Raw genomic sequence first — 25,547 nt, forward strand, 5'->3', positions numbered from 1 at the left:
CGTATGGGCCGCTGAGGCCCCGGGCGCGGGATAAAACAGCCCCTTCCCCCGTGGGGGCTACTGGAGGGCTACGAGCACGAGGCCCTCGGCGAGACCTATCACCGCGCCGAGGGCTAGGCCGGCGAGCTCTATGAAGCGTAGCTCCCTGCCCGCTATCCTGCGGAAGAGGGCCTCCATCTCCCTCGAGTCGAGGGCTGATACCTGCTCGGCGACGAGCTCCCCAACCCTGACCCTGCCGGCCGCGGAGGAGGCTAGGGACTGGAGTATGGGCGAGACTATGCTCTCCGAGACAGCGTCAGCTATCTTGGCCACGTAGCCCTCGAGCGCCGCGTATAGGATAGGGTTGGAGCGGAGCATGCCCCTGAGAGCGTTCTCTATGGCGCTCCTCGCCGCCTCCTCCATGCTGGACTGCAGGTCCCGCTGCAGCCTCGGGGTCTTCAGGTACTCCTCCGCGATCTCCCCGAGCCTCCTGGCGAACTCCTCCTTCTTAGCGGGGATCAGCCCCTGCACCCTCAGGCCGAGGAGGGGTATGCGGACGGGCCTGTAGGGGCGGAAGAGGAGCTGGACAGCCACCACGTTGGTAACGTAGCCGACGAGGGCACCCACGAGCGTGGACACGAGCAGCGTAGCCAAGGCCCCGGCCACGGCCGCTAGGCACCTCTTTCCTGCAGGCCCCCGGGGGGCCGCCCCCCGGCCCCGGTATATAGGGCACCCTAGAGCCCCTGCTCCTCCATGTAGCGGAGAAGCTCAACGGTCTTGCAGGCCACGTAGCAGTGGCCGAGCGCCGCCACCGCCACGAGCCCCGCCAGGGGGCTGCCGGCGAGCCCGGCGAGGAAGACTATAAAGAGCCTCACATCCCTCCCCGCTATGCCCGGTATCCTTCCCACCAGCACCGGGTGCCGGCCGGCCAGCTTCTCCCCCACGCCATGCAGGTAGGACACCATCAGGTCGCCCGTGACGGCGAGCAGCGCGGCCGCCCCCGCCGCCAGGCCCCCGTGGCTGGCGAGCACCGCGAGGGACATGCCCGCTAGGAGGGCTATGTCGGAGAGCCTGTCCAGCACCGTGTCTAGGAGCGCGCCTGCCCTGCTCTGCCTGCCAAGGGCCCTGGCCAGCTCCCCGTCCACCCCATCCACTATGGAGCCCGCCTGCGCCAGGAGCCCGCCCAGCCAGGGAAGCCCGGCGGCGAACGCCAGGCCCCCGAGGGCCACGAGGACGGTGGCCAGCACAGTCACCGCGTCGGGGCTCGGGGGCCTCGGGAGGCGTAGGAGCATCAGGGTTATCCGGGTTGAGAGCCTCCTGTTTATCAGCCTCGAGACAAGCCCGTCGGTGGGCTTAGCCAGGCCCGCCGGCCTAGCAGCGGAGCCAGGAGAGGACATGGTCCACCACCCTCCTCCTCTCCCCCTTCTCCGCCTCCTCGAGGTCCCGGGGCGTGTCTATCTCCGTCCAGGGCTGCCCGGAGGCCTCCGCCACGTAGAGGAGGCCCCGGGCCGCCAGGCCGCTGGTGAGCGTGTTGAGGGAGAGGACCCCGCCCCCGGAGGCGAGGGCCCGGCGGGCTTCCTCGGCCAGGCCGGCGGGCCTCGCCGCGTGGACCCCGGTGTCCACGTGGCTCCAGTACCGCAGCCCCTTCCCCACCGCGTAGCCTATGCCGCCGGATGCCTGCAGCCGGGTCGCCTCCTCCACGTCCACGCAGCAGGGGTCGCCGTCGCCGGCGATGCCGTAGTGGGCCCAGCCGGGGAGGGGCTGGAGCCTGGCCGGGAGGAGGGGCGAGTAGACGTGGTCGCTCATCGATACGTAGACCGGCTCCCAGCCCAGGCCCGGGCAGCCCCGGCTAGCCAGTAGGAGGCTGTAGCCGTTCTCCCTCCACGGCTCCTCGTTCACAACCACGTCCACCGCCCCGGGGCCGTAGATGCTCTCCGCCAGCCCCCTAAGCTCGCCGGCCAGCTCCCTCCGGGTCACTATGCACGCCTCGGAGACGCCTAGCAGGTGGAGGACGCTGAGCGGGTACCAGGCGAGGGGCCGGCCGCGGAGCCTCACCAGGGGCTTGGGGCCGCCGAGCCTCCTCCCTAGCCCCGCCGCGAGCAGCACCGCATACCGGGCAGCGGCCACGAGGCCGGCACCTCCGAGCTGTGGCGGCCAACGCACGGGCTGCAGGGCGTCGAGGGGGTCGCCATCGCTGGGCTTCAACACGCCCCCGGAGGCCCGGGGGCTTCAGTGTCGGTGGCTCCGCTCACCCCCAGGGAGCGGGAGAGGGGCCCTACGGGGATGCCCCCGGAGGTGCAGGGGCCCAGTTAAAAGAAGGGCTGGCTGCAGGAGCCCCCTACCCGGCCTTCGGCTTGGCCTCGGGCTTCTCCTTCTTCTCTATCTTCACGGTCTCGCCGCGCTCTATGCGGAGCCTGGCTGTCCTCGCGAGCTCTCTCACAATGTCGGTTTTCGTCACCACGCCGACTACGCGGCCCTCCTCGTCCACAACCGGCACGCCGTCCACGTTGTGCTCGCGCATCAGCTCTATAGACTTGACCGTGTCGTCGCTCGTCCTCACGTATACGTCGCGGAGCGGCACCGTGGCGTCTATCACCAGGAGCGGGGTCACCTTGACGTAGCGGCCCTTCTTGGCGGCGCCGCGGACGAGCTTCCTGACCCATACCAGCCTGCGGCTCCGGATCCCGGTGACGGCGTCCTCGTAGGCTACGAAGGGCAGCCGGTTGGCGGAGACCACTCCTATTATCCTGGAGCCGTCGTAGACCGTGAGGGCGTCAAGGTAGAAGGTCTGCATCTTCTTGACCGCGTGGTGGAGGCTGTGGTGCGGGTGCACTATCCCTATTCTGCCCGGTGTCATCACGTTCTCTACCCTGGCGCGGCCGGCCTGGAGCCGCGCGTAGGCGTCCACGAGATCGTCCTTGGTTATGAAGCCGACGGGGCGGCCGTCATCACCGACCACTATCGCTACCTCGGCCTTCGACTCAACCATGCGGAGCGCTACCTGCTCGATGCTGTCATCCGGCCTGACCCTTGGTATGTCGGTGTCCATGACGTAGTCTATGAAGTAGCGGTCATGCACCCTCCTCTTCCAGATGGGGTCCTTGAGGCCTATGGCACGTAGCATGCTCCACTTGCTAACCACGCCTACTATCTCGCCCTTCTCATCCACCACCAGCAGGTAGTTGGTCCGGTAGCGGAGCATCATCCTCCGGGCGTGCTCCACGGTATCGTTCACCGTCACCGCCGGCAGCTCTGGCCTAGCCACGTCGGCGGCGCTGAGCCCCACCAGAGCCTCAGCCTGCGGCTTGGCTACAAGCACCTGCTGCAGCACCGTCTCGGTACTGGCGTAGGTTACGCGCTCCTCAGGCCTAACCTCTATCGGCAGCGCAGCCCTCCTAGCCGGCTTCACGCGGCCGGGCTTCGCGCCCTCCAGGTAGGCCCTCGCCACATCGAATATCGTCAGCACGCCCACCAGCCTGCCCGTCTCCTCGTCTACGACAGGCAGCACGGGGAAGTCGTTCTCCACCATTATCTTGGCGGCGTACTGGACCGGGGTCTCGGGGGTGGCGGCCGGCGCGCCGCGCAGCATTATACTGCGTACCTTGGCTATGCTCTTCAACCCCCTCTCGGACTCGCGGTGGAAGAACCAGCGGCCGGTCTCGGCGAACTCTCTGAGCGATACTATGCCTACAGGTATGGGCTCCTCCCTGCTCCTAACAACAATCTTGCCGAGCTTGCCGTGGTAGACCAGGTCGCTCCAGACCTTGTTAACTCCCTCATGCTGGGTGGTAATGTACTCCTCCAGCCCCTCGGTGGTCATAACCTCCGCGACGGTTTCAGCGGCGGGCTCGAAGCCGGCGGCCATCAGCGCCTTCACTATGTCCGCGACGCTCACCACGCCCACAACAACTGGGTTGTCCCTGGACTCTACCACGGGTACAGCGTATACCCGCTCCTCCTCCATCCTCTTGACAGCATCCCTCACGTCCTCGTCGCGGTAGGCGACAGGCCAGTCGAGCGCGATGTCCTTGGCGCGGAGGCTGGAGTAGTGGCTGGTTATCTGTATAACCTCCCTCCAGGTGACGTAGCCCTGCAGCTTCATAGTCTTCTCGCTGTCCACGAGCACCGCTATAGGCTCCTCGTTCTCCCGGAGCAGGGCCCTAACCACCGTGGCAGGGGTGTCGGGGGGCACCACCACCCGCGGCTTCCTAGCAGCCTCCCACACCTTCATTACGAAGCCCACCCAGGGATAGAAGAGGGGGGTGCATGAGGATTAAAGACTCATGGTTAGATGAGGGCCTAACAGAAGAAGAGCAGGCCGGGGGGCCGTGAGGGGCACCGTTCTCTCCAATGGAGTGCTTCTCAAACCCCTCCCAGGGCCGCCTGGCAACGGGTGTCGCTGCGGAGACCCCCTAGGGGTTGCGCCCGGCGGAACGCTGTGGAGCTGAGCGGGGGGCGGGGGACCCGGTGCCTCATGAAGGATCTGGTGGGGTGGTGCCGCGGCCGGGATTTGAACCCGGGTCACGGGCTTGAAAGGCCCGCATACTTGGCCGGGCTATACTACCGCGGCACGCCGCGCAGCCCCTTTGCCTGGGGGAGGCCGCGGCCCTTGACGGGCGGGTGCCCCCTGCAGGGTTTAATTAGGTTTAGTCATGCTGGCTGACGGGCTACCCGGGGCTGATGAGCCAGGCCTCCCTGGTTCCGTCCGCCCGGATGAAGACGAGCGTGCCTCCCAGGTACTCCAGCCTGTCTCCAGGCCCCCAGGGCGCTGCCGGGAGCAGCGTGTCTACATGGCTCAGCCTCCCCGTGCCGGCGTCGATCTTGTAGAGGCCGCTGTGCTGGAGGAGGAGCCAGAGCGTGGTACCGTTGCACGCCATTCCCACCGCGTAGCGGCCCGGGGCCTTCGCCAAGAGGCTCCAGCTCGAGGAGGTGGCGTTGTACAGCGCTATGTAGGGCTCCCCAGTGGTCTCATTATAGGCTAGGATGTAGACTGTGTCGCCGCTAGCCGCCGAGACGGTGTAGTTCCCGGCCACGAGCCTGCCACCATTAACAATCATCTCACCCGCGGATACGTGGCCGGCCCCGATTGTTTTACCCTGGCCCGTGAGATCTATGATGCAGTAGCTGCTCCCGCCCCCCTGGGCGACGAAGAGGTAGGGGCGCCCCTGGGCCTCCAGGGCCTCGATGCGGGTCCCCGGCCCCAGGGCTCTGCACGCGCTGGTTGCTAGCTTCCAGGTGTCCGCCTGGCTTAGGCTGCGGGCGTAGATGCCGCTGGCGTTGACCAGGTATAGCAGGCTCTTCGCGGGGCTATACACTATGTCGGCGCTACAGTTGAACACCGTGCCCGCGTCGATGCTGTAGAGGTAGGCCAGCCCGGCGCCGGTAACGTTGTAGACCTCTATGTCTCTCGAGCCGCCTCTTGCGACGAGCAGGATCGTCGACGCAGCCCCGTTCACCGTGGCGCTGCCCAGCCACGTGACCGTGCAGTCCAGCATTGTGGACTCGAGGAGGGCCAGGGAATACCGGGTGGGCTGGCTAGCGGCGCCCCCAGCCGCGGCGGCCCTCGGGGCCGCCGGCACAGGGGCTACCAGGGGGCTGCCACTCACAACGGGGATCACCGCCACCGGGGTGCGGCCACTAGCGTACCCTACCAGCGTGATGTTTACCCGGTACCCCGGCCCCAGGGCTACGGGGAGCCTGTCAGCCACGTAGGTGCTCCCGTCAGGGCTTTCAGCGACTATCCTTACCCCGCTCGAGTTCAACCTGTCGAGCATGGTTATGCTCGAGTCGTTCCAGAGCACCGTGACGCCGGTGACGAGCAGGGCGTCGGCGTAGCGGGAGGCTATCTCAATGGTTAGGTTGGAGCCGTCTAGGCTCCAGAAGATGTCGAGCGCCTTGGCTACAATCGGGGACTTGGACTTCTCTTTCACGAGGCGGGAGGCGAGCTGGCCATAGCTGTCGAGGAAGCGGAGGAGGAGGATACCCACACCCAGTATTGAGAGCAGTATCAGCGCCAGGATTACGCCCCCCACCAGCGTGCCTACCGCGCGTGAGCCCCCGCGCATCGCCCACACCCAGGCGGCGCCTAGCCGAGTTGGAGTACGAGTAGGCTGCTCGTGCCATCCTCTCTGACGTGGTAGAGCTTGCCGTCCATGTATACCAGCCGGTCGCCCGGGCTCATGGGGTAGTAGGGCGCTGTCACCGGGTAGGCGCTCCAGGAGCCAGCCGCGAGGTCGTAGTATTCCAGCTCGCCGCCCCGGAGCATCGCCCAGAGCCTCCCACGGTCCGGGTCGTAGTCCATGCCCACCGGGTAGAGGGCTGGCACCGGGCCGAGGTCCCGCACCCTGCCGTCGGAGAGGCTCAGCGCTAGGAGCCGGCCGGCCTCGCCGGTGTGTATGTAGAGGATCGAGCCGGCCTGCGCTGTTGAAGTATAGTTGCCCGGCGCCAGGGGCAGCTGTATGGTGGAGACCAGCGTGCCGTTCTCTATGCTGTAGACGTACACCCTGTCCAGGCCCCCGCCGGGGTACACGTATAGGTGGGTGCCGTTGGAGGCTGCGAAGCCTCCCTCAGCTATGCTGCTGCCGAGCGTTATAGTCTTGTTGGCCAGCCACTGCCGCCTAAAGAGGTCGTAGGGTACTGCACGGCTGCCACGCAGCACCCAGAGCCATGTGGACGCCCCCCTAACCACCGGGTCCATGGCTAGCAGCGTCGCCCCGGTGCCTGGGAGCCCCGCGGCCGTTAGGTCCACCTGCTCCGCTGCACCGCTCGCGGGATCGTATATCAGCAGACTGCTTGACTGCTCGCTGGCTATCGCTATCCTGCTGCCCGTTATAGTCACCGTGCTTGCGTTGATACTCACCAGGTCGAGCTGCAGCTGGAAGCCCGTGAACCGGCTGACCACTATCCTGACACTGAAGGAGCCCTCAACGGGTATCCTGAGGCCGGAGAGGCTTATGCTGAGGGGGCCGCTCGCATTGCCTGCCTCGACGCTGTAGACGGGAACGCCGCCGCTTATGATGGATACCTGGTAGCTGTAGGGGCTGCCTGGGTCATTAGCGTATACCTCGATGCCGGTTATCGAGATCCTGCCGCTGGTATTGTAGCTTATCTCCACGCCCGCCCTGTGAATGGTGAAGAGGCGCTCCGGCCCCACCTCGGCCTCCAGCTCTCTCACCGGCTTCTTCCGGGGCCAGAACATCAGCGAGGGGGCGTTGTTGAGGCTGCTGGCCCTCGCGTTGTTGTAGCTGGATATAGTGTAGTGCCTCCTATCTCCGAGCGAGATGCCTATGGTCGGCCTGTCGCCGCTATACCCGTTTATTGAGCCGTAGTCGAACCTTATGAGCCCGTTCTCGTAGAGCACGACGTCGAAGTCAGCTACACCGTGGTGCCAGTAGAAGTCGGTGTGCCAGCGTATGACTACCCCGGAGCCGTATTGGTCGCTGTAGCCGCTCAGTATGTATATGTCGTGCGCGTCGCCGGAAGTCATTAGGTCCTCCCAGAAGGGTGCTATCATTAGCCTCCTCTCTAGCTCGTACGTGCTGTCACTCCAGTCTGTGATACGGCTCTGGGATATGAACCCGTTGCTGCACACGTAGACGCTGCTGAGCCTTCTATCGTAGAAGGGGAAGCTGAAGGGAAGCGTATACCTCCATGCACCATCATCGGCGTGCCAGCCCATGGGGGTGCCGCCGGGTATGACTCCCCTGCGCGGCATTACCCACTCCTGGTACTGGATGGTGTAGCCGGGCCCGTCGCCCGCTGGGAGGGGCGTCATTACCTTCTCTAGGCCGTAGTAGTCCGGGTCCGGCTGGGTGGCTGAGGGGTTGCCATAGACTAAGAGGATCTTTACCCGTCCATTCGCCTGGATGCTGGGTATCTTCACCCATATGACTGCCCTGCCTGCTGTGGTGTTCCACTCCTCCACCCAGTAGGGCAGGGGCCGACAATCCTCCGTGAGCACGCGGATATCGCTTCCATCGCTCCTAGCCTTGTTGAAGTCGAAGTTCGTGGTGTCGAGCTCTATCCTCACCTGTATATCCGTGTAGCTGTAGGGGTTGGGGTTGGTTACCGTGACCTCGCGGTAGTAGCGCCACCCGGTGTAGGCTGGGCAGAGCACTGTCCCGCTGGACTGTATGTTCAGCGTGTCGCCATCCCTGGCGGAGAGGCTGGATAGGCTGCCCGACACGTGGGTTCCGTAGACTATGCTGTAGCCGCTAGGCTCCAGGACCCGGCTTGGGCTGAGCACTGCCTGGTATATCCTGGTCGCGGTGGTGTAGCCCGAGAGCACCTGGGGGAGGAGCTGTAGGGACACGGCGGGGGACGTGTAGTTACCGCTCGGGGGAGGAGCCGGGGTCACGTTGCCCGAGGGGGGTACGTACCTCCTCACCGGGATGACCACCACTGCCGGGCTCGCCGAGAAGCTGGCTACTATGGAGACGGGCTCTACCCCCGCCGGCGCGCGTAGTGTTATGTTGAGCCTATAGCCCGGGCCCAGCGCCACCGGCAGCCCCGCCACATTGTGGACTGCGCCGCTGGGCTCCTTGACGGTGATCGCCACGGAGCTTAGGGTGCCGTTGCCCTGATCCATTAGAGTGGTGCTGCCATCGCTCCAGAGCACCGTGACCCCGGTCAGCAGCACCGTCTTGGGGTAGCTTGTCTCGAGGTGCACGGTCAAAGTACCGCCCTGGAGGAGCCACCAGCCCTGGATGCTCTGGGCTATCGCCAGCGAGGCTGCACGCTCGCTAAGCATGGCTGAGATTAGTGAGCCGTACTTCTCGAAGGTCGATATAATTACGAGCGAGAAGCCTAGCGCTATGAACACCAGCACCGCTATGAGGACCATGCCGACTATACTGCCTACGGACCTATACCCTCTGCGCATGAGCATATACCTCTCCACCTTGATAGACCACCTTCACGTCAGCCGACTCGGCACCGGACCCGAGGCTGCAGGTTATCCTGGCGAGAGAGTAGGGGGGTACGGTGAAGCCCTCAACCGGCCCCTGGTCTCCATTGGTCAGGTAGACTGTACAGTTCGCAGAAGTCGAGTTGACGTAGAGCCTCTGCAGCTTCACCGGGTAGTCGCCCGAGGCTACTACAACCTGGAGGTTTCCGCTAGAATCGATGTACGCCATGGCTATATCAAGCGCCTGGTGGAGCCTGTTCTCAGCCCTGAGAGCGCTCTGCGATATCTCGTTCATCCTCTCGTTAACAGTGCTGAGCACTTTTGCCAGCAGGAAGCCGCCCACCGATATCACTATGAGCGCTAGCAGCGTCGCCGACAGAAGCTCGCTCACACCGCGATAGCGCATGGCACGGCCCCGTGTATCCTGATGAACAACATCATTTGCCCTAATATATGCTGCCTAGGCGCGCTTCCTGAGGCACTGGCAGCAGGACGCCGCAGCCCCTGCACACCATACCTTAGGCAATGGGCGGGGCGTATGGTGGGGGCCGTGGTGCCTCTAGAGCCCGGCCGAAGGGCTTGAGGGGGTAGGAAGATTGGTGCGGCGGCCGGGATTTGAACCCGGGATCGCCGGCTTGGCAGGCCGGCGTCCTAGTCCAGGCTAGACGACCGCCGCGTCCAGGCCCCGGCAGCCATGTAGTGTAGGGCCTAGCCCGGCCCGGGTTAAGAAGCTTTACGGAGGCTCAGCGGGGGCTAAGGGGAGTCGGGGCTCACCACATCCCCAGCCATGGAGGGTCGGGCACGAAAGGGCCTCCCCACAGCCCCCAGGCGAGGCTGCCGTAGCAGGAGGGAGCACCATAATAACGGTTTACAACACCTACGACAAGCATTGCGGGAAGCCCGCCCCCATCGCGAGCGTCTCGGCAGCAACCGCGCGGCATCATGGATGCCAGAGGAGGCTAGACACACGGCGGCTGGCCCTGGCCCGCCGGCAGTGGAGCCGGGCGGCAGGGGGCGGCCACAGCAGGCCCCCAAGTGGAGGCTCTGGGGGTGGATGCTTAGGCTCTACATAGCCGGCTGTGGCCGTCTATACAGAGCCTGGGGCCCTGGCTCTATACGACAGGCGTGGCTTAGGGTGGGTAAGGGTGCCCCTTGAGGTAGTGGTTGGAGGCAATGGTGTAGAGTGCCGCGCCCTTGTGGAGAGGGGCCGCAACCCAGGAGTCCTCTTCCTCCACGGGTACAGCTTCAGGTATACGGTCTGGACGGAAACAGGGGCCGTGGAGGCGCCGGCGAGCCTAGGCCTCTCATGGGCAGCCCCCGACATGCCCTACGGTAGGTCGACCTCATGCACCTCAAGAACCCCCAGGATTGATGTAAACCTTGCAGTAGCGGGGGAGGCCGCTCGCAGAGCCGGTATCGAGCAGGCCGTTGTAGTCGGAGCGAGCCTAGGCGCTAGGTACGCCGTGTACCTAGCCCACTCGGCCAGCGTCAAAGGGCTGGTCCTGGTAGGCCCCGCCCTGGGGAGGGATGAGAGAGCCTGGGAGCTGGCGAGGAGCGTCAGGGCGCCGGTGCTCATAGTCTGGGGTGATAGGGATAGGGTCGTTAGGAGGGGTGCCGTCGAGAAACTCTTGAATGTGTTCCCCAATGCTAGGCTGGAGGTCGTCGAGGGCGCGGGGCATGTGGTCCAAAGAGACTCGCCCGAAGCCTTCAGAGAGATACTCAGAAAGTTCCTGGAAGAGTTCACGGCTTGAGAGCCGCCTAGGGCTTCCGAGGCAGTCCCGTACACCCCTCGGAGTCGAAGGCTGGGGCTCGTCCCCGGGGCAGGCTATCAATGGAGAGGGGTGGGAGGCTCTACAGTCACGAGCACCTGGGAGCCTGGGCACGGCGCCCGGGGGCTAAGGCGGGAGACAGGGCTAATGCTTAAAACCCCGGAAGCCGGCTTCCGGGTCTGATGGGAGCCCCTGCAGGCTGGGCCCGTCGTCTAGCCTGGTTAGGACGCCGCCCTCACACGGCGGAGGTCCGGGGTTCAAATCCCCGCGGGCCCACCATCACCCCAGCCTCCTCACAGGGTTGTCCACACACATTCTCTGGAAGCCCCGGAAGGTTCTCCCCTAGGGCAGAAAACTTTATAGGTTTCATTGTGTATTGTTGTGTGTAGGTGTGTAATTTGAGGGCCCTCCAGGGTGATGGGGGCTCTGCTCTAAGCCCTGGAGGGTTTTCCCGTGGATGGGAGGCTCGTGCCGTTAGCCTCGACCGCCACCAGTGAAGCCATCTGGATTTCTCAATCCAGATGGCTGAGGTGGAACTCCCTAAAGTGATACACTCTCACACAAAATGAAGCGGTAGGGAGAAACGGAGAGCCTGAGGAGCAAGGGCGTGGAGCCCGTACTCAGGGATGTTGTAGAGTATCTCGAGTCAAGAGGCGTGCGCGTAATAGGCATAGACTATAAAGAGGTGCTCGCGAAGCTCCACGAGAAGTATGGTATCAGTCATAGCCTCCTCTCAAGGTTTACTAGCTCCATAATAGTCGGCGCCATAGCGGGCCTCATGGGCCTCGATGAGGAGTCGCTGCGCGCGGGCCTCCTCTACCGCTTCGGTGAGCGGAGGAGGCGCCTTGTGGATCCTAACGTGTATGTAGCATCCATCGTGGCGGACGCTGTGTCCAGCAAGTATGGTCATGCCCTTAGGCTCGAGGAGAGCAGGCTAGGCTACGATGAGCTAATGGTGGTTAGCGGTAACGATGCAGTAGCTATAGGCAAGGTCGTGGGTGGGCTAAGGTTCCAGTCCTACTACCCGATCACACCGGCGCAGGATGAGAGCTTCTTCCTAGAAGAGTACGAGCGCCTAGAAGACGGGGATAGGCAGCTTGGCTCTGTAGTAGTATTCCAGACCGAGGACGAGATAGCGGCCATAGCATCGGCTATAGGAGCCTCCCTCGCCGGTGCCAGGGCTGCGACGGCGACAAGCGGTCCCGGCTTCGACCTGATGGTTGAGGGGCTCTCCTGGGCCGGCATGAACGAGGCTCCGGTGGTGATAACCTTCTACCAGAGGGGAGGCCCCTCCACCGGGCTGCCGACCCGCGGGTCTCAGAGCGACCTATTCGCCGCCCTCTTCTCGGGCCATGGCGAGTTCCCCCGCGTGGTCATAACCTCTGGCGACCATGAAGAAGCCCTGCGGGATGCGGTGGAGGCGTTCAACGTGGCTGAGCGCTACCAGGTCCCGGTGATACATCTCCTCGACAAGTTTCTCGCCAATAGCATAGCGACCATCCGGTCCCCGACACCGGCAGCATGGTCATAGACAGGGGTAAGCTCGTAACCAAGGTCAAGGACCCCTTCAACTATAAGCGGTTCAGCCTAGAGGAGCCGGTCTCGCCTCGCGCGCCTCTAGGCTACGCGGTGTCCTGGCATGCGGGCGATGAGCACGACGAGTACGGCCATATATGCGAGGACCCCATAATGCGGGAGAGGATGTACTCCAAGCGCATACAGAAGATGGATATAATTAGGCGCGAGATACCGGAGGAGAGGCGCGCCCAGCTCTACGGCAGTAGGGAGCCGGACATACTTCTAGTAGGCTGGGGCTCCGTTAAGGGCCCGGCGCTGGAGGCAGCTAGGCTCCTCCGTGAGAAGGGGGTAGAGGCATCGTACCTCAATGTGCGCTACATGTACCCATTGGCTACAAGCATGATCAGCAGCCTTCTCGACAGGATGGGCGCCGATAGGGTTGTCGCAGTGGAGCACAGCTACGGGGCGCTGGTGGCCAAGCTCATAGCCATGGAGACCGGCCGTGTGATACGTAAGAGTATTGTCAAGTTCACGGGCCGGCCTATTTACACGCATGAGCTTGTTGAAGCCGTTCACCGCATACTTGAGGGAGAGGAGAGGGTGGTGCTCGACTATGGCGCGTAACCCTATGGAGTACCGTACCAGCCTGTGGGTAGATTGGTGCCCTGGCTGCGGCAACTATGGCATACTAACAGCCATGGCGCAGGCTATGGCGGAGCTGGACCTCGACCCTCTGAAGACTGTGGTGGTGTCGGGGATAGGCTGTTCAGGGAAGACGCCACACTTCCTGAAAGTTAATGGCGTGCACACGCTGCATGGTAGGGCTATACCGTTCGCTACTGGGATAAAACTGGCAAACCCCGAGCTAACAGTCATAGTGAACGGTGGTGATGGCGACCTACTGGGGATAGGTGCCGGCCACTTCGTGGCCCTAGGCCGCCGCAACGTAGACATTACCGTGATAATGCATGACACCCAGGTCTACGGGCTAACTAAGGGCCAGGCCTCCCCCACGCTCCCAGAGGGCGTCCAGACCAAGGCGCTGCCTGGGCCGAATATACAAGATGCGATAAACCCGCTTCTCGTAGCGCTTGCGAGCGGCTACACCTTCGTCGCCAGGGCCCTGGCGACCGACGTGGCCCACTTGAAGGAGCTCATGAAGCAGGCTATTAGGCACCGCGGCTCCGCCTTCATAGACGTGCTGCAGCCCTGCCCTACATACAACAATGTCTACACCGTCCAGTTCTACCGTGAGGCAGTGTACCGCTTGGAGGACGATCCAGGCTGGGATCCCCTGGTCCACGACCCCTCTGAGGAGGAGGAGAAGAGGCTGAAAGCTATGGCGAAGGCAATGGAGTGGGGTAAGCGTATACCGATAGGCATCTTCTACCATAACCCGCTGAAGCCGAGCTTCGAGGAGAGGCTGCAGAGACGCCTGGGCAACTACCTCGAGGCACCGCCGGCCCGCCAGAGGATATCCACCGAGGATGGCAGGCCGCTTATCGATAGCGAGGCCGTACGCCGCATATTCAGGAGTAAGCTCATACCGGTTAGGAGCGGTGTGAGAGGAAAACAGCGGGTTGCCAGCCCCCTCTAGCCCTCATCTATTTGAAGCTTTTAGAATTTTCACCGGAAAGCCTAATCCAGGGATTCATAGGGCTGGACCCTGAGAACACCCTCTGGGGGGTTCTTGTGGAGCCAGTGTATGCTAGTAATGCGGCAGCCCGGGAGGAACCATTCCTAATCAGGAAGGCCAGGCTAGAAGACTTGCCAATGATAATAGCTATTAATCGTGCCACTCTGCCGGAGAATTACCCTGAGTGGTTCTGGCGGGATCACTTGGAGAAATGGGGTGACGCCTTCTTCGTCGCCGAGGTTGAAGGGAGGATAGTCGGCTACGTAATGTCCAGGGTGGAGTATGGTGCTCCCACATTCACGAAGGGCTTGATAGTCAAGAAGGGTCATATCGTATCTATCGCTGTCCTGGAGGGGTATAGGCGCCGCGGCATAGGGACAGCGCTGATGAAAGCTGCCCTAAAGGCGCTTAAGGAGAGATATGGCTGTAAGGAGGTGTATCTAGAGGTACGTGTCTCCAACGAGCCTGCCATAAGGCTCTACGAGAAACTGGGGTTTAAGAAGGTCCGGGTTATACCGATGTATTATCTTGATGGCGAGGACGCGTATCTAATGGCTCGGGAGCTGTAGGCTTTCCCGGGCTATTTTAGGCCGAGTCGTTTCAACGCATAGTATATGGTTGACTCGGGTCTATCCATGCGCCTGGCTATCTCGTACACTGATGCCCCGCTGAGGTAGAGTCTTCTTATCTGCTCCAGCTCCTCGTCGCTCAGCCGCCGGTGCCTACGGTAGCGTCCTTTCCTCCTGCGTATCCTCCCCATAGCCTCCAGCCTATCAAGCGTCTTGTACACTGTGCTCATACTATTGCCGCATTGTTTAGCTATCTCCTTTACTGGCAGCCCCTGGCTGTAGAGCTTCTCCACAATCTCCAGGCATTCGTCCACGGAGGGCATTGCTGCTCCTGCCCTGGCTCTCCAGCTCTCCAGCCTTTATTTCAGCATTCGGTTCCATACCACAGACCCCCCACCCGCCTATACACTAATACTGGCGTGATGAAGCCGCTACTACCATCGGGCTTTAGAGGCCCTCTAGAGGGTAATGCTCATATCACGGTATCTAGGCTAGACTGGTTTCAGGGGCTATGACGCCTCGGGCTATATGCTGAGCCTCCTGGATGAAGAGGTGCCGCGGCACCCTCCCTCTAGCGACGAGAGCCCCCGTGTTGCTAGGTAGAGGTTTGGGGTGGCGTCCCTTTGGCAGAGGAGAAGGTTGTGGCCTTCGTGCTCGCGGTAACCGAGATAGGTAAGGAGTATGACGTCGTTGAAGGGATAAAGGATATTGCGCGTCGGACAGATGTTGAAGTTGAGGCCTACGTGGTCTATGGAGAGTACGATGTAGCGGCTAAGATTGTGGCTGATGGGCTTAAGAAGGTGGATAAGGTTGTGACCATGATAAGGAGCCTCCCGGGTGTAATGAGGACTGTAACTCTCATCGCTGCCTAGCTGCTGTATGCCCCCGATTTTTGCCTCCTCTGGGCCTCTCTCCGGCTCCTAGAGGTGAAGGTGCATCTACGTGTTCGGCAGGATAACGCTTGGCAGCCACAAGGTATGCGGGTTTGAAGTATCGCTAGAGGAGTACGAGGGTAAGTGCAGGTACCGGAGGGACGGTGTCAAAGCGATAGTACCCTGCACGTCAACCCACCTTTACCCTGCAGCCCCTGTCTTCTACCCAGAGTACCTGGCCAGCTACATTATGGTGAGGCTGGAGGAGCCGGTGGTAGTCGAGAGCGGGGGCGGAGAGGAGTTCTGGCTCAGCCTTGAGTACGATATAGTGGCTGTAGTAGGCTCTCAGGGCGCGGGCTATGAGCTGGTCGATGCAATGCCGTCTAAAGGGATTGGAAAGTACGCGCTCTACGGGCCTCCCAGCCGGGGGATACTAGCCCGGTTTATCCCTGCAAGGCCGCTACCCAGGCAGCAGAGGGAGGACTGCAGCGCGATGGTAAGGGTTGTTGCGAGAAGCAAGTCCTCTAGGCCCGCACGGGTATCGAGGATAGTATTTCCGGCCAGCGCCCTAAGCCTCTACTATGACGGTGAGGGGGCGGTTGTGGGCTCAAATATAGAGGTTACAGTAACCAGTCCCTTCACAGCAATCGTCTCCCTCCGGGAGCCGGAGAGGCTGGAGGGCTTCAGGGAGGCGCCGCGGCTGCTGCAGAGGAGCGGAGTAGGCTCACAGGCTAGATGGAGCCAGAGCTTCGTCATGAGCTATGGTATCTAGCCTCTGGGAGGGCTATAGTTACTACGCCCGAGCTGTCCCGCGTTATTTCGGCTCCATAGCTCTCCGCAACACCCTCAATCATGCTCTTAACGGCCTTTTCGCCGGGTTTTGTGGCGGGGAGCAGAATTACCTTATCCCGCTCACGTATGGCTATCCTCGAGTCCTCAAGCATTATGTCAAGAGCCTCCTCTAGGCCAATCTCTAGGCTGCGCAGTAGGGCACCTAGCCTCCTCCCCTCCTCCCGTGCAAGTTCATGGATATTAGCGTTATTGCAGCTATCCAGGAGCGAGAGAGGAATAAGCACCACGCCTACACGGCGAAGCTTACTATATATCAGCGCCTTTCTGAGCACGAGAGGCGCAAATGAACTGCTCTCCTCGGCTTCCACCGCCCCGGTTAAGAGCGCCCTCATGTAGGCCGATACAGTCATGCCGTGCCTGGCGGCTATGCCCTTAATTAGGTCGACAAGCTTCGAGTCGATCATTATGGGTCTTCTCTTCCTGCCGGCGCTCTCCTCGGACAAGCTGATGTATCCCCGAAGCAGCTGAGAGGCTCGGGTATCTGAGATAGAGGTTTGGCCGCCCCTAGGGGCTTGCTGCAAGCTAGCTACTCTGCCTATAGTTGATAACTAGTATGGAATCATACTCGTCTATCTTCTCAACCCTCTTGCCCATAGCCTCGAGTACGCTGGTCGCTATGGTTTTCAGCATATCAAGCATACCCGAGTAGGGCTTCTCCGTTATTGATATGATTATCTTCCCCGAGTTGCCATCATTGATCTCCTCTATGGAGGCGTTTGGCACGAAAAGCGATATTATATCCTTCGTGAGTATATCATCGAGCCCGCGCACCTTTGCGAACACTGCTATGGAGGTCGCGAGCCGCCCAACCTCCTTTATAAAAGTGTCACGGGCGCTTGGGTCTGCAGAGTTAACCAGCTCTACCAGCCCTTTCTGTGGAACAATCACTCCCCCTAGCCTCCTCATGTCGGTGAGCAGCGTCATCTCTGTGAAAAGCGATGCAATATTATCCCTGCCGTGGAGGGCACGTGCGGCGAAGGATAGTATCAGGGATGCAAGCTCCGATATTGTAAGACCAGAGCGTTTAGCTATTACTGAGAGCTCTTGCAGAATCTCCTCGGGCACTGCTATAAGCTTCCTAGCCCCCTTACGGCTGGACATGCAGCGACCCAGCTCCTCCCAATTAGGGCCTCTTCTTTAAACCTCTAGGAGGCGGCGACGAGCCCTCCCCTAGAGCCGGGACACGAGTAAAAACCTGGGAAAAAGCACGTGTAGATAGTGAGGGAGGACCTAGCTTACTATCAGAGGGCTAGCCCCCTCCTCCCTGATCTCGTCAATAAGGCTACGTGGGAACACGGCTCTGCTCAAATCCGCGGAGTCAAGTGTTACGGCAACACCGCCCGCGGGGGACGCGCTGGAGCCCCCTTCTACTGTTAGCTTGACCTGCGTTCCCCGCTTTACATGGCAGAGTATCAGCTTCGGGTCATCCAGCACCGACGCGACATAGTAGGATAGTATGTACTTCTTGAGCCCACATACGCCACATGCATCCTTCCTCACATCAGAGTAACGCCATGTATGGTTCCAGATGTATATTTCCTTAACAATCTCTTTCCTGGCACAGGACGATACATCGAATATTGATGGTATGAGCAACGCGTCGGCCTTAGCTGTCTCGGTGTGATCATCAGCTATGTATAGTAGGAAGCTTATCCCCACTGCTGCAGCGTCTCTAAGACTGCTCGTTATCCACCTGCTCACCCCTGCGGCATAGTCTACCTCGATAACGGCTATGGCGGCGGTAGCTGTTGGGCCAAGTTTTCTGACGAGCTCAGCTCCTAGCGGTACTTTTAGAAGTATTGGATGGTCTAATTTGGCTGCGTCTAGTAGTGTGTAAGTGTATAGCGGCTCGATTACCCTGCTCTGCCAGCCGGTTTCAACCTTGCCGATAAGCTTACGTGTTACTATCAGTTTCCCGGGCTCATAGCCGTTGATGGAGAATAGATGCAGTTTTACCGATACATAGGCTGGTGCTAGAGGAGGCTTCATGAAGTATGTGTTCTCCATGTCGCGGAGGCAGAAGTTTATGTTGATACAGTCTATGGTGTGTGTGGTTGCTTTCATGTATGCGGTGGTTGAGCCCCAGGGCTCGATCACCACTGCTATATTCTTCTGCGCGGCATTCCCTGTTATGAGGAATGGTATGTAGAATGCCCCTATGGCGCCTACCGATTTCCAGTAAACTGGGCTCCATGTAGCTGTGTTCTGTACGTCGAGCTTGCCGGGTATACTGAAGCCTTGTATATCGCTGCAGCTGTTGTCAAGTCCACATAGCTTGTAGTACGTCTCTAGTATTCCTTCAGGTGTGAATCTTAGATACAATTGGTAATATATGTTGCTCAGGTAGTTTTTCGCGATTATGTCTGCCTCGCGGTGCTCTACTATCCATGCGCCGCCAGCATAGGGTGCGAGTATCCGGCGATAGAGGTAGATCCTTCTTACTCCCGGGGTATACCTTTTCTCAGGTAATGGGGCCGCATCGATGCGGTCCCTCACCTCTTTAACCGGCCACTCACTTATGGGGTACATCTTCAGCCTTGTAGTGTCTACATCGAGCCCCGGTACCACGCCCCAGCTGGCAGCATACCTGGGATCGACGTTAGGTGGGAGGGCGCTTGCTATCCACAGGGGCTGCAGGAGGGGGCCGTACTGCAGGGATAGCATCTCCGCAACAGCCTTTCTCGTTACGCGCTCTACTACCTGCTTCGGGTCCTGGCTAGCTATGCATGCTGTAGCGTTCTCCAGCAGTACCTTGCCGTTGACCCGAGGGCCGGAGAGGCATGGCTTAGTGGGGTCTAGCTCGTACCTATAGAGCCATGCACCGCCGTTCCTGCCCTTGACTACTATCTCGACATTACTGCTGCAGGGTATGTCGAGTACGGCTGTCCCGTTGGAGCTGAAGGTTCCCGTGTATAGGAGTTTCTTATCCGCGACGCTGTACACCTCCACAATCCAGGGCCGGACATCACCGGTAGGGGGCCTCACGGTCAGCGCCGCCTTCATCCACCCGCTGGCGTTGCATGCTTCCAGAGGCTCTAGGATCATCCGAGGCGGGGCCGCTAGGGCGGCTGCCTTCTCGACGGATTCCTGGAGGTTTAGGGCCCAGTAGTGCATCATGGCTGTGACCGCCGCTATGGAGACTATTGCTATGGATGCAAGGAGCGCGCTTCCCAGAATGCTTCCAAGCCCTCTCATCACCTTCTCCCACTGCTGTCAGCCGGGGTGGGGGCTGCCGCTGCGTGCCGGTCGACCGGAACTATTGCCGGGCTTCACTCCGAGGAGGCTGCCCCCGGGGGCTAGAGGATACCGCGGGCAGCGAGTATGAGGGCTGCTATGCCTATCAAAGCCTGCATCACAAGGATGACTGCTACTACTTCGGGCTCGCGCGCCGATCCCTTGAGCCTCTTAAGCAGCTTTATTACAGCGTGGGTTAGCGTGTATATTCCCTCCAGCGGCGAGTCCAGCGTACCATCTGGCAGCGGCACGCCAAAGTCCTCTATGACGCCTGGCTTCCAGACGTGGTGCAGGTAGCCCCTAAGGTTCAGGAGGGCCTTTATGAAGTATAGTGTGAATAGGAATAGGCCGAACTTCTCCATATTGCCTATTATCACGAGTGCCGCATAGTAGGCCCCGACCCCGTAGGTGAACCCGTTCCCCGGGAAGACTCGGGCAGGGTACCAGTTGTAGACCAGGAAGCCCGCCAGGGCTGCCGCCATTATGACTGAGCCCTGGAGGACGAAGTAGACCTTCTTCATGTACGCGTAGGCTGCGGTGAAGAGCATTAGGAGCAGCCCCATACCCGCCTCTAGCCCGTTGAACCCGGCGATCATGTTGAACGCGTTAGCCGCTCCCAGCACGCCTATGGGCACCGCTACGAGAGGATAGGCTAGGCCCAGGTCCACAGCGCCTATAAGGGGCAGCTCTAGGCGTGAATGACCCGCCTTAATCACCACGAGCGGCAGCGAGACAGGGGCCATGAACACTACGCGCTGCCATCGTGGTAGCCCCTTCTTCCACCCCAGTATGTCGTCCACGAAGCCCAGCACGCTGGAGAGGAGGAGCAGTGCCACAAGTGCAAAGAGCTCCGCGGGCCTGTAGAGCCCGCCCCCGAGGTAGGTGTAGAGGGCCTCGAGCGTCAACAACCCGAACGCGGCCGCCACCACGGCCCAGATGCCGCCGGCCTCGGCAACCATGACTCTACCGGGCTTGTTCATATCCCGGCCTACGAGGCCCCTCTCTCTGGCGACCCGTATCCACGCCGGCTCTACCACAATTACGAGGGTGAACGCCACCGCCGCCGACGCCAGCAGGTACGCAGCCTCGCCTGGCGTCAAGATGCACGCCCTTCTCCGAGGCATTCAATGCGCCGAGGCGGCTGCCAAGGTAAATAGCGCTACCGGGCCTCGGCGCGGGAGGAAAGCGGGGCCTCAGCTCCTGCCGGGATCCCCACTGCCTAGCGTCGGCGGGTAGGACCCTGAGGCAATGCTCTTCACCGGCCCGCAGGCTCCAGGTCGGGTAGACCCCTTAAAGCAGCCTTGGAGCACCCCGGGCTCCCCGTGAGGGCTGAAGGGGTATGGAGCGGCGCATAAGGCCGGTGGCGCTGACCATAGCTGGCAGCGACTCCGGCGGAGGCGCGGGTGTAGAGGCCGATCTAAAGACGTTCGCGGCGCTGGGAGTCCATGGAGCGGCCGCGGTGACCGCCGTCACCGCCCAGAACACGCTCGGGGTCCAGGCGGTCCACCTAATCCCGCCCGGGCTGGTGGCCGCCCAGATAAGGGCGGTGGCCGAGGACATGGGGGTGGACGCGGCCAAGACCGGGATGCTGGGCAGCGCCGAGACCATACTGGAGGTGGCACGGGTTCTGGAGAGCTACGACTTCCCCCTGGTGGTCGACCCGGTAACGGCCGCTGAGAGTGACGGCACGAGGCTCATGCCGGACAGGGCGCTGGAAGCCCTGCGGGAGAAGCTGCTCCCGCGCGCAGCACTCGTGACACCCAATGCACTTGAGGCCGAGATGCTCACAGGCATTAGGATAACGAGCATCGAGGAGGCACGCAGAGCTGCGAAGCTCCTCGTAGAGGAGTACGGCGCAGAGGCAGCCCTAGTCAAGGGCGGGCACCTAGGGGGCAGGGAGAGCATAGACGTGCTCTACCACAGGGGCGGCTTCCACGAATACCGGGCCCCGAGGCTGAGCCACGGCTGCAGCCACGGCACGGGCTGCACGCTCTCGGCAGCGATAACAGCAGAGCTGGCCAAGGGCAGGCCCCTGGAAGAGGCAGTCAGGACAGCTAAGAGCCTGGTGACAGCAGCAATAGAGTATGCAGCTAGGCTGGGCCGCGGGGCGTGCCCCGTGAACCCCGTAGCGGCCCTGGAGATGGACGCGTGGAGATGGAGGGTAGCCCGGAGCGTCGAGAGGGCCAGCTCGATGATCCTCCAGGCGGAAAGCCTGGTAGCACCCCACGTGCCCGAGGTCGGCACCAACGTGGTAGAGGCCCTCCCGGCCCCCTACGCCCGCAGCCGGGAGGATGTAGCGGGGATACTGGGCCGCATAGTGAGGACGCCCCGCGGGCTACGCGCCGGCCCCGTAGCCTTCGGGGCCTCGGACCACCTGGCCAGGCTGGTACTGGAAGTGATGAAGTATACCCCCTGGATAAGGTCGGTGATAAACATAAGGTACTCCCCGGAACTCGTCGAGGCAGCCCGCAAGCTAGGCTACCGGGTAGCCCGCATAGACCGGGCAGCTGAGCCGCCCGAGACAAGGACAGCCGAAGGAGGCACCATGAAGTGGATAGCCAGGAGCGTGTTCCCCCACAGCCCGGCCGACCTAGTCTACGATGAGGGGGACTGGGGCAAGGAGCCAATGATAAGAATCTTCGCTGGTACAGCCGTGGAGGCGGCTAGAAAGCTCCTCAAAATACTCGAGAGAGCCTCCCACAGCTAGGCCATGTATGTCCTGCCGAACTTGGCCAGAGCGAGGGCCGTGAAGGCGCCGGTAACGGCCAGCAGCCCCAGTATATCGAGACCCGGCGATAGGCTATAGACGCCGTACATAAGCCCCCGTGTGAGATCAACAGCATATGTCAGCGGGTTCACGTAGGCCAGCGCCTTCAGCCAGCCCGGCAGCGGGTCTATAGGGTAGAAGGCGCCGCTGAGGAACAGCATCGGCATCATTATAAGGCTTATGACCGTATGGAAGCCCTCCGGGCTCCTCATCGACAGCGCTATGAGCGTGCCTATGCTAGCAGACGCGTAGGCAGCTATGAAGGCCGCCAGCAGCCCAGCCAGTACACCCTGCACGCTAGTATAACCCGCCGCTACGGAGACCAGCAAGGCCATGACTGCGCCCTGCAGCATGGTAGCCAGGGTGTCCCCGGTCATCCGCCCCAGGAGCACAGCGCTACGAGGGGCGGGCGACACGAGTATCTCCTTGAGGTAGCCAAACTCGCGGTCCCATATCACCCCGAGGCCGCTGCCAAACCCGCTCGTGAACACAGTCATCACTATTATGCCCGGCGCCAGGAACTCCAGGTAGTCCAGCCCCTTGAAGAGCTGCCTAGCCATAGGGCCTATAACGTTGAACGCTGCGCTCCAGCCAAGCCCAAAGAACAGGAGCCATATCAGCGGGAACACTAGAGAGTTGACAATCCTGCTCGGGGCGGCCCGGAACCGCGCCAGCTGCCTGTAAGCCATGGCGGCGAAGGCCTGCAGCCAGAAGGACGGGGCCCCGCCGCGGCGCGGCCTCCCCAGACCCTCCACCCCGGCGCGGGCCTCGCTAACCGGCTCCGTCAACCCTCAACCCCACCTCCCTACCTGGCTCTCCTCCCGGCATGTATATGCAGTCTGAGGAAGTCCCTCCAGTCGCCCTCCTCGTCGCGCAGGCTACGGCCGGTGAGCTTTACAAACACGTCGTTTAAACTCGGCCTGGTGTAGCGGGCCTCAAGGACCCTAATGCCCGCCTCCTGGGCCAGCGAGAGTATTCTAGGCATGAGCCTCGGTGCGTCCCGGGCCACCACCGCCACCATGTCGCCCGCCACGGAGACGTCCTCGCCTAGCCCTCTCTCCCTGAGCAGGGAGGCCAGCTTCTCTGCCGCATCCCTGCCAGGCAGCTTGACGTAGACCGTGTCGCCGCCGACCATGCTCTTCAGCTCCTCCGGCGAGCCCTCCGCGATGATCCTGCCATGATCTATTATGGCTATCCTGTCGCAGAGCCTCTCAGCCTCATCCATGTAGTGGGTTGTGAGGAACACGGTCACACCACTGCGGCGCAGCTTGTCTATAACCTCCCAGACCTTCATCCTAGCCTGGGGGTCCAGGCCTATGGTGGGCTCGTCGAGGAACACTACATCCGGCTCGTTGAGGAGCGCCCTGGCTATCTCTAGGCGGCGTATCATGCCGCCGCTGTAGCTCTTGAGCGGCCTATGCGCATGCTCCCTGAGCCCTACGAGGTCCAGCAGCTCGGGGATGCGTTGCTCGACCAGCCTCCTGGGGAGCCCATGTATGAGGCCGTGAGTCAGCATGTTCTGCCACGCGGTGAGGTCGCGATCCACGGTAGGCTCCTGGAATACAACCCCTATGTGCTCCCTTACGCGCTGAGGATCACGCGTAACGTCGAAGCCTGCTACCAGGGCCCGGCCCCCACTAGGCTTGATAATGGTGGTGAGCATGCCTATGGTAGTTGTCTTCCCGGCCCCGTTGGGGCCTAGTAGGCCGTACACCGTCCCACGCCGGACCCTAAAGCTGACGCCTCTAACTGCTTCGAAACCGTTGTAGCTCTTCCGGAGCCCTTCCGTGATAATCACATAGTCGTCCATGAAGCAGCCTCCCTGCGGTAGGCCCGGAAGCGGAGAGACTTGCGGGTCCAAAAAGACCTGTCGGCCTCCGATATATGGGGGCGTCTTCCCCGGAGGCTGGCCGGCCTAGCCCTCATCCCCCTTTATCTCGCGCTCAACCTCCTTAATGCGTTCGTCAATCTCCCTAATCTGCTCATCAATCATCTTCTTGATTGTCTCCAGCCAGCTGCGCTGAGCCCGGAGTATCTCAAGCTCTATCTCCGGGCTAGGCCTACCCCACGGCCCAGGGTAGGGCGGCACAGCCCAGAGCAGCGGGGGCGGAGGGTAGTAGGATGCAAGCTCCGACGGCGGTGGCGGCGGAGGCTCCTCCCTGCCGTGCGTCTTCTTCCTCCTACCGCCATAGCCCCACCAGTACCCGTAGCCATAGCCCGGGCCCTGCCACCACGCCATGGCCTGTCACGCTCCAGGCTCCCCCGAGTCTACACTCTCTGCACCAGACAAACAAGATGGGCACTCACTATACTATAATATTTAACGTGTCGCCAGGCCTATGCACCTTGGCCCCAGACTACCCCCAGGGCTGCAGCTCTCCGTGTCACCGGCTGGTGGTAGGGGCTTTGAAGGCAGTAATACTCGCGGGCGGGTTCGGTAAGCGCCTCCGCCCCCTCACAGAAGACAGGCCCAAGCCACTTGTAGAGGTGGCGGGGCGCCCCATCATAGAGTGGCAGATCCTGTGGCTCCGGAGCCATGGTATGAAGGATATCGTGGTCCTCCTAGGCTACAAGTGGGAAAGGCTTGTAGAGCACCTGGGCAGCGGCCACAAGCTCGGGGTTAGAATAGCCTATGTAGTAGAGGACGAGCCGCTCGGCACGGGCGGCGCTATAAAGAATGCTGAACACCTCCTCCGTGGCGAGGACCTCTTCATAGTCATCAACGGTGATATAGTGACTGATCTAGACCTCGGGAGGCTCGTCTCAAGGCTGAGGAGTAGAGAAGACGCCGTCGCGGCGATAGCGTTGGTGCCCCTCCGGAGCCCCTATGGAGTAGTGGAGCTTGACGAGGAGGACCACGTGGTCAAGTTCGTCGAGAAGCCCACCCTCGACTACTGGATCAACGCTGGCGTGTACGTGATGAAGCCAGAGGTGCTCGACTACCTCCCCGAGAAGGGCGATATAGAGCGTACAGCGTTCCCCAGGCTCGCCGAGGAGCGGCGCATCCTAGGGGAGCGGTTTACCGACGCGTACTGGCGCAGCATAGACACGGTGAAGGATCTAGAGGAGGCGGCCCAGCAGATCCGGGCTCTTCGTCTAGAGGAGAAGCTTCTTAGCAAAAAAGCCTAGCTCTCCCCGCTCTTCCCCGCCTTCTCCTCCTTCTCTAGCTCCTCTTGGAGCTTCTTAATCTCCTCCTCTATCTCCTTCTCAATCTCCTCCACCGGCTTGGGCGGCGGTGTTGTGGCGAGGGTGTAGCCTATCCATGCAAGTATGCCGAAGACGCCCGCCACGGCTATGAAAGCTGTGAGCTTCAATAGGGCTAGATCTATCCCCTTCCTGGGCGGCGCGAAGAGCAGCCAGCCATAGACTATTATCACCAGCAGTGAAACCACTATTAGAGCTGCGCCTACAGCACGGTCAGAGGGCATCCCTTCATACCCCCTGCC

Annotated in this window: 25 protein-coding genes and 3 tRNA genes; 10 read left to right on the top strand and 18 right to left on the bottom strand. The window is 61.5% G+C overall.

Going from position 1 to position 25,547, the window contains the following annotated elements; translation table 11 throughout:
* Positions 1-57: 57 nt before the first annotated feature.
* From CF15_RS07460 to CF15_RS07500, 9 genes are all read right to left on the bottom strand, one after another.
* Complete coding sequence (locus CF15_RS07460) at positions 58-645, bottom strand: DUF445 domain-containing protein (protein ID WP_058371228.1); 588 nt, start codon at positions 643-645, stop codon at positions 58-60.
* 68 nt (positions 646-713) lie between these two features.
* A complete protein-coding gene (locus CF15_RS07465; RefSeq protein WP_058371229.1) occupies positions 714-1,376 on the bottom strand; it encodes a CDP-alcohol phosphatidyltransferase family protein in 663 nt (220 codons plus the stop codon).
* Positions 1,351-2,184, bottom strand: coding sequence for a phosphocholine cytidylyltransferase family protein (locus tag CF15_RS09095; RefSeq protein WP_201783101.1), 834 nt, complete (start codon positions 2,182-2,184; stop codon positions 1,351-1,353). The genes CF15_RS07465 and CF15_RS09095 overlap by 26 nt, the downstream gene beginning before the upstream one ends.
* 133 nt (positions 2,185-2,317) lie before the next feature.
* A complete protein-coding gene (locus CF15_RS07475; RefSeq protein WP_058371231.1) occupies positions 2,318-4,210 on the bottom strand; it encodes a CBS domain-containing protein in 1,893 nt (630 codons plus the stop codon).
* A gap of 261 nt (positions 4,211-4,471) precedes the next feature.
* Positions 4,472-4,549, bottom strand: a tRNA-Glu gene (locus tag CF15_RS07480).
* Positions 4,550-4,646: 97 nt separating this feature from the next.
* Positions 4,647-6,044 (bottom strand): hypothetical protein, encoded by a 1,398-nt coding sequence (locus CF15_RS07485; protein WP_058371232.1) that lies wholly within the window; start codon positions 6,042-6,044, stop codon positions 4,647-4,649.
* A 20-nt stretch (positions 6,045-6,064) separates the two neighbouring features.
* Positions 6,065-8,878, bottom strand: a complete 2,814-nt coding sequence (locus CF15_RS07490; RefSeq protein WP_058371233.1) for a YncE family protein — start codon at positions 8,876-8,878, stop codon at positions 6,065-6,067.
* Complete coding sequence (locus CF15_RS07495) at positions 8,844-9,290, bottom strand: hypothetical protein (protein ID WP_058371234.1); 447 nt, start codon at positions 9,288-9,290, stop codon at positions 8,844-8,846. Before CF15_RS07495 ends, CF15_RS07490 begins: the two co-directional genes overlap by 35 nt.
* A gap of 191 nt (positions 9,291-9,481) precedes the next feature.
* A tRNA-Gly gene (locus tag CF15_RS07500) sits at positions 9,482-9,560 on the bottom strand.
* Between the two features lie 469 nt (positions 9,561-10,029).
* On the opposite strand from CF15_RS07500, the gene CF15_RS07505 reads away from it, so the two are divergent.
* The 6 genes from CF15_RS07505 (at position 10,030) to rimI (ending at position 14,376) form a co-directional block, all read left to right on the top strand.
* Positions 10,030-10,635: an alpha/beta fold hydrolase gene (locus tag CF15_RS07505; RefSeq protein WP_168371339.1), complete on the top strand. Its 606-nt coding sequence runs from the start codon at positions 10,030-10,032 to the stop codon at positions 10,633-10,635.
* A gap of 219 nt (positions 10,636-10,854) precedes the next feature.
* Positions 10,855-10,932: transfer RNA gene (locus CF15_RS07510), tRNA-Val, on the top strand.
* 328 nt (positions 10,933-11,260) lie between these two features.
* Entirely contained in the window at positions 11,261-12,184 is a 924-nt protein-coding gene (locus CF15_RS07515; protein ID WP_058371236.1) for a 2-oxoacid:acceptor oxidoreductase family protein, read from the top strand.
* Positions 12,175-12,795, top strand: a complete 621-nt coding sequence (locus tag CF15_RS07520) for a transketolase C-terminal domain-containing protein (RefSeq protein ID WP_058371237.1) — start codon at positions 12,175-12,177, stop codon at positions 12,793-12,795. Before CF15_RS07515 ends, CF15_RS07520 begins: the two co-directional genes overlap by 10 nt.
* On the top strand, positions 12,785-13,768 hold the full coding sequence (locus CF15_RS07525; protein WP_058371238.1) for a 2-oxoacid:ferredoxin oxidoreductase subunit beta: 984 nt from the start codon (positions 12,785-12,787) through the stop codon (positions 13,766-13,768). Before CF15_RS07520 ends, CF15_RS07525 begins: the two co-directional genes overlap by 11 nt.
* A 95-nt stretch (positions 13,769-13,863) precedes the next feature.
* On the top strand, positions 13,864-14,376 hold the full coding sequence (gene rimI / locus CF15_RS07530) for a ribosomal protein S18-alanine N-acetyltransferase (RefSeq protein WP_420820198.1): 513 nt from the start codon (positions 13,864-13,866) through the stop codon (positions 14,374-14,376).
* Between the two features lie 11 nt (positions 14,377-14,387).
* On the opposite strand, the gene CF15_RS07535 is transcribed toward rimI, so the two are convergent.
* Positions 14,388-14,699: a helix-turn-helix domain-containing protein gene (locus tag CF15_RS07535; RefSeq protein ID WP_058371239.1), complete on the bottom strand. Its 312-nt coding sequence runs from the start codon at positions 14,697-14,699 to the stop codon at positions 14,388-14,390.
* Positions 14,700-15,026: 327 nt separating this feature from the next.
* Between CF15_RS07535 and CF15_RS07540 the strand changes: the two genes are divergently transcribed.
* Both CF15_RS07540 and CF15_RS07545 read left to right on the top strand, forming a co-directional pair.
* Positions 15,027-15,248 (top strand): Lrp/AsnC ligand binding domain-containing protein, encoded by a 222-nt coding sequence (locus tag CF15_RS07540; protein ID WP_236698175.1) that lies wholly within the window; start codon positions 15,027-15,029, stop codon positions 15,246-15,248.
* Between the two features lie 70 nt (positions 15,249-15,318).
* Positions 15,319-16,020, top strand: a complete 702-nt coding sequence (locus CF15_RS07545; RefSeq protein WP_058371241.1) for a DUF432 domain-containing protein — start codon at positions 15,319-15,321, stop codon at positions 16,018-16,020.
* Here the strand turns inward: CF15_RS07545 and CF15_RS07550 are convergent.
* From CF15_RS07550 to CF15_RS07565, 4 genes are all read right to left on the bottom strand, one after another.
* Positions 16,001-16,543 (bottom strand): hypothetical protein, encoded by a 543-nt coding sequence (locus CF15_RS07550; protein WP_058371242.1) that lies wholly within the window; start codon positions 16,541-16,543, stop codon positions 16,001-16,003. The two genes, CF15_RS07545 and CF15_RS07550, sit on opposite strands and share 20 nt — an antisense overlap.
* Positions 16,544-16,622: 79 nt before the next feature.
* Entirely contained in the window at positions 16,623-17,201 is a 579-nt protein-coding gene (locus CF15_RS07555; protein ID WP_058371243.1) for a hypothetical protein, read from the bottom strand.
* A gap of 129 nt (positions 17,202-17,330) precedes the next feature.
* Complete coding sequence (locus CF15_RS07560; protein WP_058371244.1) at positions 17,331-19,295, bottom strand: hypothetical protein; 1,965 nt, start codon at positions 19,293-19,295, stop codon at positions 17,331-17,333.
* 101 nt (positions 19,296-19,396) lie between these two features.
* On the bottom strand, positions 19,397-20,434 hold the full coding sequence (locus CF15_RS07565; protein WP_236698176.1) for an MraY family glycosyltransferase: 1,038 nt from the start codon (positions 20,432-20,434) through the stop codon (positions 19,397-19,399).
* A 239-nt stretch (positions 20,435-20,673) separates the two neighbouring features.
* Here CF15_RS07565 and CF15_RS07570 point away from each other — a divergent pair, with 239 nt between their 5' ends.
* Positions 20,674-22,041, top strand: a complete 1,368-nt coding sequence (locus CF15_RS07570) for a bifunctional hydroxymethylpyrimidine kinase/phosphomethylpyrimidine kinase (RefSeq protein WP_058371246.1) — start codon at positions 20,674-20,676, stop codon at positions 22,039-22,041.
* Here CF15_RS07570 and CF15_RS07575 read toward each other — a convergent pair.
* From CF15_RS07575 to CF15_RS07585, 3 genes are all read right to left on the bottom strand, one after another.
* The gene (locus CF15_RS07575) at positions 22,038-22,889 is read right to left on the bottom strand and encodes an ABC transporter permease (protein ID WP_058371247.1); all 852 of its coding nucleotides are present in this window, start codon (positions 22,887-22,889) and stop codon (positions 22,038-22,040) included. The two genes, CF15_RS07570 and CF15_RS07575, sit on opposite strands and share 4 nt — an antisense overlap.
* Before the next feature lie 17 nt (positions 22,890-22,906).
* Positions 22,907-23,911: an ATP-binding cassette domain-containing protein gene (locus tag CF15_RS07580; protein ID WP_058371248.1), complete on the bottom strand. Its 1,005-nt coding sequence runs from the start codon at positions 23,909-23,911 to the stop codon at positions 22,907-22,909.
* Positions 23,912-24,016: 105 nt separating this feature from the next.
* Positions 24,017-24,340 (bottom strand): hypothetical protein, encoded by a 324-nt coding sequence (locus CF15_RS07585; protein ID WP_058371249.1) that lies wholly within the window; start codon positions 24,338-24,340, stop codon positions 24,017-24,019.
* A 167-nt stretch (positions 24,341-24,507) separates the two neighbouring features.
* On the opposite strand from CF15_RS07585, the gene CF15_RS07590 reads away from it, so the two are divergent.
* On the top strand, positions 24,508-25,230 hold the full coding sequence (locus CF15_RS07590; protein WP_058371250.1) for a nucleotidyltransferase family protein: 723 nt from the start codon (positions 24,508-24,510) through the stop codon (positions 25,228-25,230).
* On the opposite strand, the gene CF15_RS07595 is transcribed toward CF15_RS07590, so the two are convergent.
* Complete coding sequence (locus CF15_RS07595; protein ID WP_058371251.1) at positions 25,227-25,529, bottom strand: transcriptional regulator; 303 nt, start codon at positions 25,527-25,529, stop codon at positions 25,227-25,229. The two genes, CF15_RS07590 and CF15_RS07595, sit on opposite strands and share 4 nt — an antisense overlap.
* Positions 25,530-25,547: the final 18 nt, after the last annotated feature.

Origin of the sequence: Pyrodictium occultum (assembly GCF_001462395.1) — an archaeon.
Lineage (GTDB): Archaea > Thermoproteota > Thermoprotei_A > Sulfolobales > Pyrodictiaceae > Pyrodictium > Pyrodictium occultum.

Excerpts from the sequence above, each read along its gene's own strand:
- CF15_RS07485 (WP_058371232.1), bottom strand. The coding sequence starts at position 6,044 with ATGCGCGGGGGCTCACGCGCGGTAGGCACGCTGGTGGGGGGCGTAATC.
- CF15_RS07475 (WP_058371231.1), bottom strand. The coding sequence starts at position 4,210 with ATGAAGGTGTGGGAGGCTGCTAGGAAGCCGCGGGTGGTGGTGCCCCCC.
- CF15_RS07535 (WP_058371239.1), bottom strand. The coding sequence starts at position 14,699 with ATGCCCTCCGTGGACGAATGCCTGGAGATTGTGGAGAAGCTCTACAGC.
- CF15_RS07465 (WP_058371229.1), bottom strand. The coding sequence starts at position 1,376 with ATGTCCTCTCCTGGCTCCGCTGCTAGGCCGGCGGGCCTGGCTAAGCCC.
- CF15_RS07520 (WP_058371237.1), top strand. The coding sequence starts at position 12,175 with ATGGTCATAGACAGGGGTAAGCTCGTAACCAAGGTCAAGGACCCCTTC.
- CF15_RS07525 (WP_058371238.1), top strand. The coding sequence starts at position 12,785 with ATGGCGCGTAACCCTATGGAGTACCGTACCAGCCTGTGGGTAGATTGG.
- CF15_RS07585 (WP_058371249.1), bottom strand. The coding sequence starts at position 24,340 with ATGGCGTGGTGGCAGGGCCCGGGCTATGGCTACGGGTACTGGTGGGGC.
- CF15_RS07555 (WP_058371243.1), bottom strand. The coding sequence starts at position 17,201 with ATGTCCAGCCGTAAGGGGGCTAGGAAGCTTATAGCAGTGCCCGAGGAG.
- CF15_RS07495 (WP_058371234.1), bottom strand. The coding sequence starts at position 9,290 with ATGCGCTATCGCGGTGTGAGCGAGCTTCTGTCGGCGACGCTGCTAGCG.
- CF15_RS07580 (WP_058371248.1), bottom strand. The coding sequence starts at position 23,911 with ATGGACGACTATGTGATTATCACGGAAGGGCTCCGGAAGAGCTACAAC.
- CF15_RS07595 (WP_058371251.1), bottom strand. The coding sequence starts at position 25,529 with ATGCCCTCTGACCGTGCTGTAGGCGCAGCTCTAATAGTGGTTTCACTG.
- CF15_RS07570 (WP_058371246.1), top strand. The coding sequence starts at position 20,674 with ATGGAGCGGCGCATAAGGCCGGTGGCGCTGACCATAGCTGGCAGCGAC.
- CF15_RS07560 (WP_058371244.1), bottom strand. The coding sequence starts at position 19,295 with ATGAGAGGGCTTGGAAGCATTCTGGGAAGCGCGCTCCTTGCATCCATA.